Source organism: Phyllobacterium sp. SYP-B3895 (genome assembly GCF_009647635.1).
Taxonomy (GTDB): domain Bacteria; phylum Pseudomonadota; class Alphaproteobacteria; order Rhizobiales; family Rhizobiaceae; genus Phyllobacterium; species Phyllobacterium pellucidum.
In genome coordinates this window covers 541,697-557,312 of record NZ_WJIG01000003.1, presented here as the reverse complement: position 1 = coordinate 557,312, position 15,616 = coordinate 541,697, and the positions used below count along the sequence as shown (strand labels likewise).

General features: G+C 59.3%; 17 protein-coding genes and 1 pseudogene. 3 read left to right on the top strand and 15 right to left on the bottom strand.

The window, feature by feature from the left end:
* Position 1 precedes the first annotated feature (1 nt).
* From GF108_RS15245 to GF108_RS15220, 6 genes are all read right to left on the bottom strand, one after another.
* Complete coding sequence (locus GF108_RS15245; protein WP_370462184.1) at positions 2-364, bottom strand: nitrile hydratase accessory protein; 363 nt, start codon at positions 362-364, stop codon at positions 2-4.
* Positions 351-1,010, bottom strand: coding sequence for a nitrile hydratase subunit beta (gene nthB / locus GF108_RS15240; protein ID WP_153668732.1), 660 nt, complete (start codon positions 1,008-1,010; stop codon positions 351-353). The genes GF108_RS15245 and nthB overlap by 14 nt, the downstream gene beginning before the upstream one ends.
* A complete protein-coding gene (gene nthA, locus GF108_RS15235; protein ID WP_153668730.1) occupies positions 1,007-1,627 on the bottom strand; it encodes a nitrile hydratase subunit alpha in 621 nt (206 codons plus the stop codon). The genes nthB and nthA overlap by 4 nt, the downstream gene beginning before the upstream one ends.
* Positions 1,628-1,665: 38 nt before the next feature.
* Positions 1,666-2,259 carry a LysE family translocator gene (locus GF108_RS15230; protein ID WP_153668728.1) on the bottom strand — a complete coding sequence of 198 codons (594 nt, stop codon included), beginning with the start codon at positions 2,257-2,259 and terminating at the stop codon, positions 1,666-1,668.
* A gap of 120 nt (positions 2,260-2,379) precedes the next feature.
* Positions 2,380-2,952 (bottom strand): acetolactate synthase small subunit, encoded by a 573-nt coding sequence (gene ilvN, locus GF108_RS15225; protein WP_027231850.1) that lies wholly within the window; start codon positions 2,950-2,952, stop codon positions 2,380-2,382.
* Between the two features lie 22 nt (positions 2,953-2,974).
* Positions 2,975-4,780 carry an acetolactate synthase 3 large subunit gene (locus GF108_RS15220; RefSeq protein WP_091922221.1) on the bottom strand — a complete coding sequence of 602 codons (1,806 nt, stop codon included), beginning with the start codon at positions 4,778-4,780 and terminating at the stop codon, positions 2,975-2,977.
* Between the two features lie 382 nt (positions 4,781-5,162).
* On the opposite strand from GF108_RS15220, the gene GF108_RS15215 reads away from it, so the two are divergent.
* Positions 5,163-7,061, top strand: a complete 1,899-nt coding sequence (locus tag GF108_RS15215) for an ATP-binding protein (RefSeq protein WP_153668726.1) — start codon at positions 5,163-5,165, stop codon at positions 7,059-7,061.
* Here GF108_RS15215 and miaA read toward each other — a convergent pair whose 3' ends face one another.
* Positions 7,062-7,964 (bottom strand): tRNA (adenosine(37)-N6)-dimethylallyltransferase MiaA, encoded by a 903-nt coding sequence (gene miaA, locus GF108_RS15210; RefSeq protein ID WP_370462213.1) that lies wholly within the window; start codon positions 7,962-7,964, stop codon positions 7,062-7,064.
* Between the two features lie 6 nt (positions 7,965-7,970).
* Here miaA and serB point away from each other — a divergent pair, with 6 nt between their 5' ends.
* Positions 7,971-8,858 (top strand): phosphoserine phosphatase SerB, encoded by an 888-nt coding sequence (gene serB, locus GF108_RS15205; protein ID WP_153668724.1) that lies wholly within the window; start codon positions 7,971-7,973, stop codon positions 8,856-8,858.
* A 27-nt stretch (positions 8,859-8,885) separates the two neighbouring features.
* On the opposite strand, the pseudogene GF108_RS15200 reads toward serB, so the two are convergent.
* The 8 genes and pseudogenes from GF108_RS15200 to GF108_RS15165 all read right to left on the bottom strand — a co-directional run.
* Positions 8,886-10,283, bottom strand: a pseudogene (locus tag GF108_RS15200) (DegQ family serine endoprotease); the annotation flags it as partial.
* Between the two features lie 261 nt (positions 10,284-10,544).
* Positions 10,545-10,730, bottom strand: a complete 186-nt coding sequence (locus GF108_RS15195; RefSeq protein ID WP_027231855.1) for a DUF2065 family protein — start codon at positions 10,728-10,730, stop codon at positions 10,545-10,547.
* Positions 10,731-10,742: 12 nt separating this feature from the next.
* Positions 10,743-11,687, bottom strand: coding sequence for a protease modulator HflC (hflC, locus tag GF108_RS15190; RefSeq protein ID WP_153668722.1), 945 nt, complete (start codon positions 11,685-11,687; stop codon positions 10,743-10,745).
* The gene (gene hflK, locus GF108_RS15185; RefSeq protein ID WP_027231857.1) at positions 11,684-12,790 is read right to left on the bottom strand and encodes an FtsH protease activity modulator HflK; all 1,107 of its coding nucleotides are present in this window, start codon (positions 12,788-12,790) and stop codon (positions 11,684-11,686) included. Before hflK ends, hflC begins: the two co-directional genes overlap by 4 nt.
* 191 nt (positions 12,791-12,981) lie before the next feature.
* Complete coding sequence (locus GF108_RS15180) at positions 12,982-13,482, bottom strand: dihydrofolate reductase (RefSeq protein WP_153668720.1); 501 nt, start codon at positions 13,480-13,482, stop codon at positions 12,982-12,984.
* 23 nt (positions 13,483-13,505) lie between these two features.
* Positions 13,506-13,784, bottom strand: coding sequence for a DUF2442 domain-containing protein (locus GF108_RS15175; protein WP_153668718.1), 279 nt, complete (start codon positions 13,782-13,784; stop codon positions 13,506-13,508).
* Between the two features lie 54 nt (positions 13,785-13,838).
* Complete coding sequence (locus tag GF108_RS22745; protein WP_210386081.1) at positions 13,839-14,000, bottom strand: DUF4160 domain-containing protein; 162 nt, start codon at positions 13,998-14,000, stop codon at positions 13,839-13,841.
* Positions 14,001-14,042: 42 nt separating this feature from the next.
* Positions 14,043-14,837, bottom strand: a complete 795-nt coding sequence (locus GF108_RS15165) for a thymidylate synthase (RefSeq protein ID WP_153668716.1) — start codon at positions 14,835-14,837, stop codon at positions 14,043-14,045.
* 262 nt (positions 14,838-15,099) lie between these two features.
* Between GF108_RS15165 and GF108_RS15160 the strand changes: the two genes are divergently transcribed.
* The gene (locus GF108_RS15160) at positions 15,100-15,612 is read left to right on the top strand and encodes a DinB family protein (RefSeq protein ID WP_153668714.1); all 513 of its coding nucleotides are present in this window, start codon (positions 15,100-15,102) and stop codon (positions 15,610-15,612) included.
* The last annotated feature ends 4 nt before the right edge of the window (positions 15,613-15,616 follow it).

Here is a 15,616-nt window from a genome sequence, read left to right as displayed (position 1 = left end):
TTCAGGATCGATCCGGGTCGTTTTCAAGTCTGATGGGCTCGCCGTGCGGCGTCGCATGGGCGGCGCGTTGCCAGGATGCGGCAAGCGCTTCTACTTCGCTTCTCGCCGCAACATTCTTGGTGATGACAAGGGTTTCCAGCGCCTCAAGCCAGCAATGATAGTAATCGCTGGCATCCTCCAGCGCGTCGGGGCGTTTCAATTCAGCCGAGAGCGCATGCGCCCATTCATCCCAGGTGAACAGGCCTCTGTCGTGCAAGGCAACGACCATGGCAAATGCCTCCGCCTGCCAGGGCTCGGCAAAGACAGGACTGCCATCATGCGACGGAAGACCCTTGGAGTGCGTGATCAGGTCACGCAGGCTCAAGATAGCTCTCCCAGGCATCGATGCTGACTGTCAGCGTGGGGTCGGCCCCGTCGCCCCAGATCTCCGCAGCCGGAAAGGTCACCGTATAAACGAATTGCGGATTCTCGCCCTTGCCGTGGGCGTTGGTGTCCGGAAAGACGAAGCCCTCCCGCACAGCCTCGACGATTCCTGCCTTGCCGCGGGCGTAGCGCGGCAGCCGCGTATGCGTCTGCGGATTGAAATTATGTGTTCGCACCCTGTCACCCGCCGAAAAGCGCGGCTGCGCAGTCATCGGCCGGTCGCAGGGTCCCCCCTTCGCCAGGGCCGCAGCGACGTTTTCCGCCTTGAGGACACGTTTCGGCTCCGTGCCCTTACCCGTGGCATGACCTTTGCCAAGTTCCTCGGCCGACACGAACCCATGGTGCTGCAGCAATCGCTCGAGCGCCTTGATCCAGATTTCATAATAGGTGGACGAATAATAATCGGCAGGGTGCAGGCTTTCGCGCGTGTGCCGGCTTTCATCGATGTTCCAATGCCCCATCGCCCCAGCGGCTATGGTCAGGCCGAGCGCGCGCTTTTCCCATTCCGCATGAAACAGCGGCTCGTCCTTTTCCGGTGCAACCGGGCCGAATCCCATTTGCCCGCCGAGATCCTGCGGGCCGTTCATGCCGCCTCCGGGGTCAGTGCCAGCCCGGTGCCGATCATCGAATCGCGTGTGACGAGTTCTGCGAGTTGTTCCTCGCTGAAACCATCGGTACTCGCCGGACGCAGGGGGACGACGAGGTAGCGCAGTTCCGCGGTCGAATCCCAAACGCGGATCTTCGTCGTCTCGGGCAGAATGAGATCGAACTCCGCAAGCACGCCGCGCGGATCGATCACTGCCCGCGAGCGATAGGGCGGCGCCTTGTACCATACTGGCGGCAAGCCGAGCACCGACCACGGATAACAGGAGCACAAGGTGCAGACCACCAGGTTATGCGTATCGGAGGTGTTGAACACCGCTTGCATATGTTCGCCCTGGCGCCCGGCATAGCCGAGCGAGGCAATTGATTCGGTGGCGTCGCGTTGCAGCCAACCGGCAAATTCCGGGTCGGACCAGGCCTTCGCGACCACTCTCGCCCCATTACGCGGGCCAACTTTCGTCTCGTATGTATCGACGATCGCATCGATGGCCTTCGGATCGACGAGACCCTTCTCCGTCAGGATCGTCTCGAGCGCCCGCACGCGCGCGGCCATGGGATCGAGTTCGTTGTCGTGGTCATGCTCGGGGTGATCGTGTGCCATGGAAAAATCTTAAGACCTTTTCCTGCCCCGGTGCAAGCTCACTTCAGCATTGGCCAGAGGCTCGCAATGAGGAGAAGCGCCATCGTGATGTTGAACCATTTAAGCCGGACGGGATCGGCGAGCCATCCCCGCATCATCTGGCCGAACGCTGCCCAACTCGACACAGAAGGGACGTTGACGATGGCAAAGGCGATGCCGACGATGAGAACCGTCAGCAGATAGGCATCCGACGAGGTGTAGGTCGCCATGGCGGTAACGGCCATGACCCAGGCTTTCGGGTTGATCCATTGGAACGCAGCAGCTTCGAGGAACGTCATCGGCCGTGCATTGCCATCGACCGTGCCGAGCGACCGCGATGTCGCGATCTTGTAGGCAAGGTAGACGAGGTAGGCCCCGCCGGCGAACTTGAGTGCAGTGTATACCAGCGGAAAATTGTGAATGAGCGCGCCGAGGCCCAGCCCGACCGCGATAAGCAGGGTGAAGAACCCGCTGCCGATCCCGAACATATGCGGAATCGTCCGCCTGAAACCGAAATTCACACCCGATGTCAGCAGCATCAGATTGTTCGGACCGGGGGTTATGGAGGTGACAAAGGCAAAGACGAGCAGCGTCAGGAAAATTTCGAGCGTCATGATCTAACCATACATAATATGAATTGACTCACGTTATGGCCGCTCGATATGCGGCTCAACGCCTATCTTGTCAGGGATACAATTGCGCATCCCTGACATTTGGCGCCATTCCATTGGAGATTACATGCCCTGTGCGCCGCGATTCATCGCAGCCACACCCGTGCGGCAGATTTCGACGAGGCCGATCGGCTTCATGATGGCGATGAACTGGTCAAGCTTTGAGCCTTTGCCGGTTATCTCAAAAATGAAGTGCTCGACAGTCGCGTCCACGACCTTGGCGTGGAATGCTTCGGCGAGGCGCAGCGCCTCATTGCGGTTGTCGCCGAAACCGGCAACCTTGACCAGGGCGAGTTCGCGCTGGATCGGTTTCTCGTTGCCAAGCTCGCCTGCACGTACCGACAGGTCGACGACACGATGCACCGGCACGATGCGCTCGAGCTGGTGGCGAATCTGGTCGAGGACATGCGGCGTGCCGCGCGTCACGATGGTGATGCGCGACAGGTGCTGCTCGTGCTCCGTCTCCGAAACCGTAAGGCTTTCAATGTTGTAGCCGCGTCCGGAAAAGAGGCCGATCACGCGGGCAAGGACGCCCGGCTCATTGTCGACGAGTACCGATAGGACCGTCGTTACCGGTAGTTCGGTCTCCTTGGCGATGAAGTAGGCCGAGCCGGAGGCAAGGTTTTGCGCGTTCATGATATTTCTTTCTCCGGTTCGGTTAAACGAGCTGCCTGCCCTTGGCATCGATGGCATTGGCGACCGCTTCGTCCGTTGCTTCGTCGGGCAGCAGCATTTCATTGTGCGCCTTGCCCGACGGGATCATCGGGAAGCAGTTGGCAAGATTGGCGACGCGGCAATCGAAGAGGACCGGCTTCTTGACATCGAGCATTTCCTGGATCGCATCGTCGAGGTCGCCCGGCTTCTCGCAGCGTATCCCGTGCCCGCCATAGGCCTCCGCCAGCTTGACGAAATCAGGCAAGGCTTCCGTGTAGGAATGCGACAGGCGGTTGCCGTGAAGCAGTTGCTGCCATTGGCGCACCATGCCCATGTACTGGTTGTTGAGGATAAAGATCTTGATCGGCGCATTGTACTGCACCGCCGCGCTCATCTCCTGCATCGTCATCTGCACCGAAGCATCGCCGGCAATATCGATGACCAGCGAATTCGGATGGGCGATCTGCACGCCCAGCGCCGCCGGCAGGCCATAACCCATCGTCCCGAGCCCGCCGGACGTCATCCAGCGATTGGGCTTTTCAAAGCCGTAGAACTGCGCTGCCCACATCTGGTGCTGGCCGACCTCGGTCGTGATGTAGGTGTCGTGATCCTTCGTCAGCGCGTAGAGACGCTCCAGCGCATGTTGCGGCATGATCACGTCCTTATTGCGCGTATAGGACAGGGATTTGCGTGCGCGCCACTTGTCGATCTGTGACCACCATTCGCCGATCGCCTTCTTGTCCGGCTGGACCGACGAGGCGCGCATCAGGCGCACCATGTCTTCAAGAACGTTGGCGACATCGCCGATGATCGGAATATCGACGCGAACGGACTTGTTGATCGAAGACGGATCGATATCGATATGAATCTTCTTCGAGTTCGGCGAAAAGGCGTTGAGCCTGCCGGTGATGCGGTCGTCGAAACGCGCACCGATGTTCAGCATGACATCGCAATCGTGCATGACCATGTTGGCTTCGTAGGTGCCATGCATGCCGAGCATGCCGAGCCAGTTCTTGCCCGATGCCGGATAGGCGCCGAGGCCCATCAGCGTCGATGTGATCGGGAAATTGCTGATCTCCACGAGTTCGCGCAAAAGCCTGCTGGCTTCATCGCCGGAATTGACGACGCCGCCGCCCGAATAGATGACTGGACGCTTCGCGGAGGCAAGCAGCGCAACCGCCTGTTTGATCGCTTCGATATCGCCCTGGACTTTCGGATTGTAGCTGGTGCGCGGCGCGGTTTCCGGCGGCGTATACATGCCGGTCGCAAACTGGACGTCCTTCGGAATGTCGACGAGAACCGGACCGGGCCGCCCGGTCTTGGCAACGTGGAAGGCTTCGTGCAGTACGCGCGCCAGATCGTTGACGTCCTTGACCAGCCAATTGTGCTTGGTGCAGGGGCGCGTGATGCCGACCGTATCGCATTCCTGGAACGCATCGGAGCCGATCAGGCTGGTTGGGACCTGGCCGCTGATGCAGACAAGCGGGATCGAATCCATCAGCGCATCCTGCAGCGGCGTCACCGCATTCGTCGCGCCCGGCCCCGAGGTCACCAGCATGACGCCGACCGTGCCCGTCGAGCGGGCGTAACCTTCGGCCGCATGGCCCGCGCCCTGCTCATGGCGCACGAGGATGTGATTGATCTTGTCCTGCTGGAAGAGCTCGTCATAGATCGGAAGGACAGCACCGCCTGGATAACCGAAAATATCCTTGACGCCCTGGTCGATAAGCGCCTGGACGACCATTTCGGCGCCGGTCATTTCGCGTCGTTGCGATGCGTGGCTGTCACTATCCTGTTTTTCTGCGGTCATCGGTCTCTTCCCGTTCGATCCTGTGGCTCTCGGCCCTTCAGAAGATGATTTCGTTTAACTGAGATGCTGGTAATAAAAAAGGCCCCCGAAGGAGCCTGTGTTTCGCGCATGGGAGCTTTCGCCGGGTGCTTACAACACCCTGCCCATGCGCGATCCCACGACGATAAGAACTGTTTTCATGGTCGCGGACGATAATTTGGCATTTTCCATCCGTCAACGGCAAAAATGCAGCGATTTGGCAAATGAATCGCGATTGGGGCACGCCCCAGGCGCATATCGTTCAAATGCAAACAACCGGACTAACATAATCTCAATGCGTCTCAGCTTAGGGTTGTTGTGAACGATATCAGTATTCCTCCTCGCCCAGGATTGAACGCCGCCAATGAGTTCAGAAGCTTTGCCTTCCCAGCAGCCCCGTCCCTTCCTTCGCAATCGAACCGACGGTCATGTCATCGAGTGCAACGGCGAAAAGGCGATCATCCATGCCAAGTCCGGACCATCCGTCTCGGCGTCGGACGACTACTGGACGGTAGGCCAGCTCATCTCGATACAGGTCGCTCACAGCCGCGTTGTCGGCCTCGTCTATAAGGTCGATCTTCCCAACGCCCAATGGGAACCTGGCGAAGACCAGATCATACACGTCCACATCGAACTCGTCGGGCAGGTCGATACGCTCAGCGACGGGACGCTGCGGTTCTCCTCCGGTATCGCCACCTATCCCTATATGGGAGCAGTGGGGCACCGCATTCGCTCGGAAGACCTCGCGGCGATCTACAACGCTACGATGAACAACACCGTGTCGGTCGGTCATCTGTCGCAAAATGCCGATATTCCCGCCCTGATCTCCATCGACAGCCTCGTATCGCGCCATTTTGCCGTCCTCGGCAGCACAGGCGTCGGCAAGTCTAGTGCAGTCTCGCTGCTTCTGCGCAAGATTATCGCCCAGCGTCCCGATCTGCGCGTCCTGATCCTCGATCCGCACAATGAATTTTCGAGTGCGTTTCCAGAACACGCCATTTCGATCGATTACACAACATTCGACCTGCCCTACTGGCTGTTCCGGCTGGAGGAATTCGCAGAGGCAGTCTTCCGCGGGCGCCCATCGGTTGCGGCGGAAGTCGATATATTGCGTGATCTGATCCCGCTCGCCAAGGAGCGCTTTGCCAGTGCCGAAGGGACTACCAGCGCATCGCTCCTCAAAAAGGACCGCGATTATTCTTCCATGACGGCTGATACGCCCTCGCCATACCGGATCACCGACCTGATAAAGCTTATTGATGAGCGTATAGGCCAGCTCGAAGGCAAGCCGGACCGTCCGACGATGAAGGCATTGAAGCAGCGCTTGCAGGCGCTTGTCGCCGATCCGCGCTACCGCTTCATGTTCTCGGCGCCGACGACCATGGACACGATGCGCCAGACGATCGGCCACATATTCCGCATACCGAAGAACGACCGGCCGATCTGCGTTTTCCAATTGGCTGGCCTGCCATCCGAAGTCGTGAACTCCGTTGCCTCGGTGCTATGCCGCCTGGCGTTTGACCTTGCACTTTCGAGCGACGGGCGCGTGCAGACCCTTGTCGTCTGCGAGGAAGCACACCGCTATATTCCCGCCGATCCAAATGGCGGTTTCTGGCCGACGCGCCAGGCCGTTGCCCGCATTGCCAAGGAGGGACGCAAATACGGCGTCTATCTTGCCGTCATCACGCAGCGCCCGGGCGAACTCGACCCGACGATCCTGTCTCAGTGCAGCACGGTCTTCGCCATGCGGCTCGGCAATGAGCGCGACCAGGAAATCATCCGCGGCGCCATAACCGGCGCGTCGCAGAGTACGATCGGGTTTCTCTCATCCATCGCCAATCGCGAGGCCATAGCCTTTGGGGAAGCTGTTCCAACCCCGATGCGCATGATGTTCGAGACGATTGCGCCGGATCAATTGCCTGCCGCGCACATGGCAAGGACCCAGCAATCGTCCCGGCTTGGCGATACACACGTCTCGCTCGACATGATCCTGACGCGCATGCGCCAGCTCAATGCGGCGGAAAACAACAGTGGCGACGACAGCGACTTCGACGATCTGGATGGGATAACGGCTCACGCGACGCCGCAGTCGTTTGCAGCGCCACGTCCTCAGCCGCCGGCCGCGACGGATCCCGTCCGCGCCCAATGGCGGACGCTCGATGCGGCGATGCGCAATGACGAGCAAGCCAAGCCGCAGCAGGAAAGTAGCGAACGTTTCCGGGCCAGCGATCTCATCCGCACCTTCCGCACCGACAAGCCCTGATCAGGGATAGGGCAGGCGTTCCCACTCGTCGCCGAGCTGGTTGCGAAACCACGTCATTTGCCGCTTGGCATATTGGCGCGTGGCGATAATGGCGCGATTGGCCGCTTCCTCGGCGCTCGACCGGCCTTCAATGACTTCCGCTATCTCCTTGACACCGATCGCCCGCATCGCAGGCAATTCGTTTGGCAGTCCCAGGGCCAGCAGTTGGCTGACCTCCTCGATCGCGCCCGATGTCATCATGGTTTGAAAGCGCACGGCAATGCGCTCGCCGAGCCACGCCCGGTCCGGATCGATGACGATCTTGCGCGTCGTCCGGGGATCGATCAGCGGGCATCCAGTCTCCTTTTGCCAATCGACGATAGAACGGCCCGATGCATCGATAACCTCCAGCGCGCGCACAATCCTTTGGCTGTCCGAGGGCCGCAAGGTCGATGCAGCCAGCGGGTCCTTTCCGGCAAGGATCGCATGCAATTTGTTGGCTCCGTGCTCCGCGTCCTGACGCCGCCAGTGCGCTCTGATTTCTGCGGGAATATCCGGCATGGCCGAGAGCCCGCCCAAAAGCGCCCGGAAATAAAGTCCTGTGCCGCCCACAAATACGACAGGCTTGTCTGACAGTTCCGCACGCCCCAGCAGCGCCTCGACATCTGCAAGCCAGCGGCCGGTCGAATAGGCAAATGCAGGCGAAACATGGCCGTAGAGATAATGTGGCGCGATCTCGAGATCGTGGACACTCGGCCGCGCGGTCAGAAGGTTCAATATGTCGTAGACTTGCATTGAATCGGCGTTGACGATCACCCCGCCCGCTTCGCTTGCCAAACGAAGCGCAAGCGCCGACTTGCCGCTTGCCGTCGGTCCAGCTATCAGGATCGCCTGTCTTGTCACATCAACCGCCCGATCGGAAATTGTCCCATGCCTTTGATGGCCACCCTCATCGCAAATCCCGCTATGGCGGGCCTTTCGCCTTCGCTCGGGATTAAAGCCTCGGCGGCGGTCAATGCAACAGGTGTTTATTGGCTGGCAGATGGAATTGCCTGCGATATTGCGCTGAAAGATGGCACCGATCCGGCCGAAGCCCATGCGTTGCTTGCGGATGCGCTTGGCGGCAGCCCCATCGATATCGTCGTGCAGGACCAGGATGCACGGCGCAAGAAGATCCTGATCGCTGACATGGACTCGACCATGATCCAGCAGGAATGCATCGACGAACTCGCCGAGGAAGCAGGCCTGCGCGACAAGGTTGCGGCCATCACGGCAAGGGCAATGAACGGGGAGATTGCCTTCGAGCCAGCCTTGCGCGAACGTGTTTTGCTCCTGAAGGGCCTCCCCTACAGTGTCATCGATAAGGTCATTGCCAGCCGCATCACTCTGATGCCGGGCGGTCCTGAACTGGTGCGGACAATGAAGAAGTTCGGCGCATATACCGCCCTCGTTTCCGGCGGCTTCACGGTGTTCACCCAGCGCATAGCCGATATGATCGGCTTTCATGAAAACAGCGCCAACACGTTGCTCGACGACGGAAAGGTGCTGACCGGCGAAGTCCGGAAGCCCATTCTTGGCCGCGAGGCGAAGGTCGCCGCCTTGAAATCGATCTGCGACCGTTTCAACCTGTCGCCAAGTGAAGCGATTGCCGTGGGCGACGGGGCCAACGATCTCGGCATGCTGCAGCTTGCCGGAACCGGCGTTGCGCTTCACGCCAAGCCTGTCGTTGCCGAGCAGGCACGCGTTCGCATCGACCATGGTGACCTGACGGCGCTGCTTTACGTGCAAGGTTACCGGAAGACGGATTTCGTGATTTGAGGCGGCGGGCGGGCCCGCCGCGCTCCATCAATCCATCTGCAGTGTAACGAACCGCAACTCGCCGGTTTTTGAAGCCAGCATGAGCAGCGCGTTCTTGCGGCCCTCGTCGCGCAGCTTTTCGATGCGTGCCGCGACGTCCTCAGGCGTCGAAACCGTTTCCTGCGCGATATCGACTATGACGTCGCCGGCTTCGATACGCTTGTTGGCGGCAATCGAGTCTTTCTGCACTTCGGTGACGAGAACACCCTGCACTTCCTTGGCGATGCCGAACGACTTCCGGCTGTCATCGTCGAGCGACCCGAGGGTCATGCCGAGGACATCGACGCCGTGCAGGGCATTGTTGTCCTCGCCCTGACTGGATTGATCGTCCTTCTTGGCCTGCTGATCGGTATCTTCGAGCCTGCCGAGCTTGACCTTGACGGTCTGCTCCTTGCCCTTGCGGATCACGACGACATCGACTTCCTTGCCAACCGGGCTCTCCGCAACCACGCGCGGCAGGTCCTTGACATTGTTGACGTCCCGGCCGTCGAAACGCGTGATCACGTCGCCGGCAAGAATCGAACCATCGGCGACGGGGCCGCCATCGATGATCCCGGCGACGAGCGCGCCCTTGCTCGAAGGCATGCCGAGGCTTTCGGCAATCTCGTCGGTAACCGGCTGGATGCGCACGCCGAGCCAGCCGCGGCGCGTTTCGCCGAACTCGCGCAACTGGGCGATGACGCCGGAGGCAAGCTCTGCCGGAATGGCAAAGCCGATGCCGATAGACCCGCCGGTCGGGGAAATGATCGCAGTGTTGATGCCGATCACCTCACCGTACATGTCAAACAGCGGGCCACCGGAATTGCCCCGGTTGATGGCCGCATCCGTCTGGATGAAGTTGTCGTAGGGTCCGGAATTGATGTCGCGATTGCGCGCCGAGACAATGCCAAGCGTAACCGTGCCACCGAGGCCGAACGGATTGCCGATGGCCATGACCCAGTCGCCGATACGCGTCTTGGCGGAATCGCCGAACTTGACGGCAACGAGCTTGTGCTTCTTCGGATCGACCTTGAGCACGGCAAGATCAGTCTTCGTGTCCTTGCCGACAAGTTCTGCCTTGAGCTTCGAGCCGTCGTTGAAATTGACTTCAATCTCGTCGGCGTCGGCGATCACGTGATTGTTGGTGACGACGATGCCTTGCGCTGCATCCACCACAAAGCCGGAGCCGAGCGACTGGACCTGATGCGAGGGATTGTTCTGTCCGGGCTTCTGCTTGCCGAAATACTCATCGAAGAATTCCTGGAAGGGCGAGCCTTCCGGAACCTTCGGCATGGGTACCGGACCTGACTCGCCATCCTGACCCTTGACGGTCTGGGACGTCGAGATGTTGACCACGGCGTCAAGAAGCCCTTCGGCAAGATCAGCGACGGAAGCCGGACCTTGAGCCCGCGGCTGCAGGCTGTTCGGTACCGGCGCCGCCTGCGCCTGCGCAAATGCGTGGTTGACCGACAAGGGAGTAGCGCCCGCTGCAACCAATGCAATCAGGGCCGCTGCTGCCGTGGTGGAACGGAAGAAGGTGCGACCAGTGTTTAGAACCATGCGTTCGGTCCCCTATCGGTTAACGTGGAAATAATACAACAGAACGGTGAGAGTAGACAAAAATATGGCCGCCGACACAAAGGTTTGATGAACGGCGGCCTTGACCACTTATCCACGTGCCAGCCAGACGATGGCAACGCCGATCGCCACCGCCGCCACGCCGGCGATACGCAGGAACCCGTCAGGCTGCTCGCTGACGTCGCGTGCGACGCGCTTGGCTACCACGGGAAAACAGCCGTAGAGCACGCCCTCGAACACGAGGAACAGCCCTACGGCATCGAGAAAGTCTACCATGAGAGCCTGCCCCTATTGCGGGGCAGGCGCAGGAGCGGCCGGCGCCGGCGGCGTTGCGCCGCTCACCGGAGGAAGGTTTCCATTCGAGTCCTGGAAGTAGCGGAAGAACTCGGAATTGGGCGAAAGCACCATCGTCGTTCCCGTATTGTCGAGAGCGGTGCCATAGGCCGTCATCGACCGGTAGAACGAGAAGAAATCCGGATCCTTGGAGAACACTTCGGCAAAGACGCGGCTGCGCTCACCTTCGCCCTCGCCTCGCATGATTTCCGATTCCTTGCGGGCTTCGGCGATGATCTCGACCACCTGGCGGTCGGCGATGGCCTTGATGCGCTGGGCTGCTTCACGACCGCGGGCGCGCAGGCGTTCGGCTTCGGCAAGCCGCTCCGCCTTCATCCGGTCGAAGGTCTGCTGCGAGACTTCCTGAGTGAGATCAGTCCGGCGAATACGCACGTCGGTGATCTTCAGGCCCAGCGATTCCGCATCGGGACGCAGCTGTTCACGCACCTCATGCATCATGCCGGCGCGTTCATCAGACAGCGCAGCTTCGAAACCGCGCAAACCATAAACACCACGCAAAGAGGCATCGAGACGGGTGCGCAGCCGGGCTTCCGCCAGTGTAACGTCACCCGACACGGTCTGCCGGAACTTGCGCGGATCGGTGATCTGGTAAACGAGGAAGGCATCGACTTCGTAGAACTTGCCGCCGGAGACCTGCACGCGGATATTGTCAAGTTCGAAGCTCAGGAGGCGATCTTCGATCATCTGGACATTGTCGGCCTCAAGGAAGCCGAACGGCAATTTGAAATAGATGCCGGGGTCGGATTTCACATCGACGATCTGGCCGAAGCGCAGGACGATGGCTTGCTGACCGGCGCGAACGACGAAAATCGACGAATAGACCAGCAAGGCGACAAGGGCGATGAGGCCGACGATGATGGGGAGGCGGTTCTGGGTCATTGCTTCGCCCCCTCGGCTGCCGGACGCTGCTGCTGCTTGGTCAGTTCCGTCAGAGGCAGGTAAGGAACGACACCCTGGCCGCTCTGATCGACAATCACTTTATTGGAGTCCTTCAGGACACGCTCCATTGTTTCGAGGAACAGACGCTTGCGGGTAACCTCCGGCGCCTTCACATATTGATCGTAGACAGACGTAAAGCGCTGCGCCTCACCCTGGGCTTCCTGCACGATACGGTTCTTGTAGGCGGCCGCATCTTCGCGGATTTGCGCGCCCTCACCGCGGGCCTGACCGAGCTTCTGGTTGGAATATTGGTTCGATTCTTCGACGAACCGGTCTTCGTCCTGCTCGGCGCGCTGCACTTCGTCGAAGGCATCGGCGACCTCGCGCGGCGGTGCCGCATCCTCGATCGATACGGCATTGATTTGCATGCCAGCGCCATAATCGTCGAGCGTCTTCTGGATGATACCGCGCACGTCGTTGGCAATGCCCGCACGATTGTCACGGAAAATGTCCTGCGCCGGACTGCGGCCGACGATCTCGCGCATGGCGCTCTCGGACACCTGCTGCACCAGATTTTCCGGGTTTTCGACATGGAAGAGATAGGCGACGGGATCGGAAACGCGATAAAGCACGGAGAACTGGACGTCGACGATATTCTGGTCGCCCGATAGCATCAGGCCTTCCTTGGCGCCGCGCGCGCCCTGACCACCAATGTTCTTCTGTTTTTCGACGATCTCGACCTTTTCATAGGATTCGATCGGCCAGAAATGGAAATGCAGGCCAGGTTCGGCGATATCGGGCTTCGGCTTGCCGAAGCGCAGTTCAACAGCGCGCTCATCCGGCTGCACCGTATAGACCGACTGGAAAAGCCAGAAAGCAACGAGAACGAGGGCTGCAATGCCCCAAAAGGCAGGGCTGCCGCCGGAACCGCCAGGCAGAGCCTGACGCAAACGATCCTGACCGCGACGGAGTATGTCTTCGAGGTCCGGCGGATTACCGCCACCGCCCCCTTGCGGCTTCTGGCCCCATGGACCCCCACCACCACTATTGTTACCGCCGCCACCCCATGGGCCGCCGCCGCCGTTCTGATTACTCCAGGGCATTCCTACCTCATATTTTGAAGGAAAACGCCAACCCCTTGGCTTCCTCCCACTGTCACGATGTCCCGTTTATAGGGATGGCAGGGCACGCTTTCAACGCGCGCGGCCGGATTTCGCGCGAATTTGGTAAAAAGCCGAACGATTATGGTTCCTTATCACGATATTTTCATATCGCGCGCAGTTTGTGCGCGCACTCAGCGGCGCTCGTAGACGGCAAATCGCGTCGGATAATTGTCCTTCTCGCCAGCCGGGAATTCCTCGCTGGAAACTTCGGTCCAGATCTTGGGATCGATCGGTGGAAAGTGCACATCGCCATCGATATCAGCGAGCACCCAGGTCACGTAGAGCCGGTCGACCCGGTTCAGCGTCTGGCGAAAGATTTCGCCGCCACCGATGATGCAGATCTCGTCGACCTTATCGGCAGAAGCATGACTGCCGGCGACGACCAGCGCCTCATCGACGGAGCGAACCGCAACGACGCCATCGACCCCGAAGGCAGCGTCGCGCGTTACGACGATATTGGTCCGTCCGGGCAACGGGCGGCCGAGCGAATCCCAGGTCTTGCGACCCATGATGATGGGCTTGCCCATTGTCGTCGCCTTGAAGCGCTTCAGATCCGAGGACAGCCGCCAAGGCAGGCCGTTCTCTCGTCCGATGACGCCGTTTTCGGCAATTGCAACCACGAAACTGATCATAGGAGAGACCGCCGGTCCTGTTATTACGCCGCTTTGGTTTTTGCCGGCTTCTTCTGGTCGCGCCGACCTGCGAGTAGCCCCGCAACGGAGATGTCCTCATCAAGCTCGGGCCAATGGATGCCCTGGCCCCGCCCGATCAGTTCCCAGCGATCACGGGACTGCTGCGAACCACTCAAGAGTCGCGGGAACCAGACCGTAGGGACCGCGAGTTGCCTGCCGTCGTCGAGCGTTAGACTCAGAACAATGTCGGAGACAGCCACCTCGATGGCCAGTGGTTCGGTTTCAAGAACTAAAGTGGTCATGCCATGCCTCCAGCAGCTCGTCGCAGTGCTCGACAACCAGCAAGCGAATATCATTCAATTGGTTGGCGCGTAAACCTTTCGAGTTCGCAAGCTCAACCGGCAACGCCAAAATTTGGCGACAGTGTCGCCATTTGTAACCTGAATATGCGGCGGTTCGCTGCCCTCGTCGCTGTAGAAAAAGAATCTGAACCCATTAAGGCGAAGGACAGTTGGCATGGACCGCTCCGGCTTTCGGGAAAGTGGCCTCGCCAACGGCACTCATACGGCGATCGGCGCCTTGATGCTGGATTCGGCGACGTAATCTATCAGACGGAAATCGTCATATTTGAAGGCAAAGAGGTCCGTTACCGCCGGATTCATGTGCATCTTCGGCAGGGGACCGGGAGTCCGGGTCAGCTGCAACCTGGCCTGTTCGAAATGGTTCGAATAGAGATGCGCATCACCAAGCGTGTGGACAAAATCGCCGGGCTTTAGGCCTGTTACCTGCGCCACCATCATCGTCAGCAGCGCGTAGGAAGCGATGTTGAAGGGCACGCCCAGGAAAATATCGGCCGAGCGCTGGTAGAGCTGGCAGGAAAGTTTTCCATCAGAAACGTAAAACTGGAACAGGCAGTGGCATGGCGGCAGGGCCATCTCGTCGACGAGCGCCGGATTCCACGCCGAAACAATCAGGCGCCGCGAATGCGGGTTGGTCTTTATCGCCTCGACCACATTGGCGATCTGGTCGATGTGCCGTCCATCGGCGGCCGGCCAGGAACGCCACTGGTAGCCGTATACCGGCCCAAGGTCGCCATTCTCATCGGCCCACTCATCCCAGATGGTGACACCGTGCTCATTCAGATAGGCGATGTTGGTATCGCCCTCAAGAAACCACAGCAACTCATGGATAATGGACTTGAGGTGGAGCTTCTTCGTCGTCAGCAGCGGGAAGCCTGCCGAAAGATCAAACCGCATCTGGTAGCCGAACACGGAGCGTGTACCGGTGCCGGTCCGGTCGCCGCGGTCGACGCCTGTGTCCAGCACATGCTGGAGAAGATCGAGATAAGTGCGCATGCCTCCTTCTTAGCAGATTCGACCGGCGAAAAACCATCGCTTTCGCCAATCCACAGCATCCCGGTTTCAGAGCGCATGAGGGCAATCGCCTTGCATATGAACATCAAAGCTTGAATGCTTCGATTTGTCTGAGGTGAAATCGACATCCACTTTTTGATGACACGTCATTTTGAATTTGATTGAATAGCAAGAGAGAGCCAAGCATCGGCGGAAAATACTTTAATCCATTACAAAACAGCGTATTGCGCAGACGAGGTTTAAAATGAGTTCACAGGTTCTTCTGAAATCCCTTTTTGAGTATAAGGCTTGGGCAAATGATACGCTCTATCGGGCGATGCTCGATATCGGTGATGAAAATTCTCCTTCCTATCGCACGGCCTTGAGCACGCTCAATCACGCTCATATCGTCGATCGAATCTTCATGGCGCATCTTGAGGGACGAAGCCATTCCTACAGCACCAATGAGCCGGACGACGTGCCTGCCGCGGATCGACTATTCTCCGATGTGCGCGAGACCGACGCGTGGTACATCGGTTACATGCGTAATGTCACTCCTGAAGAACTGTCGGAAATGGTGGCATTCCAGTTCACCGATGGCAAGCCGGGGCGTATGTCCCGTGAAGAGATGCTGGCGCATGTGATTACCCATGGCGGCTATCATCGCGGTGAAGTGGGCCGGCTGCTACCCCAAGTTTCGGATGCGGCATCCGGCGATGTCTTTGCCGGTTTTCTCCACAGGACGGATCCCAGCCGTCGCAATTTTGAGAGCAAATGAGGTC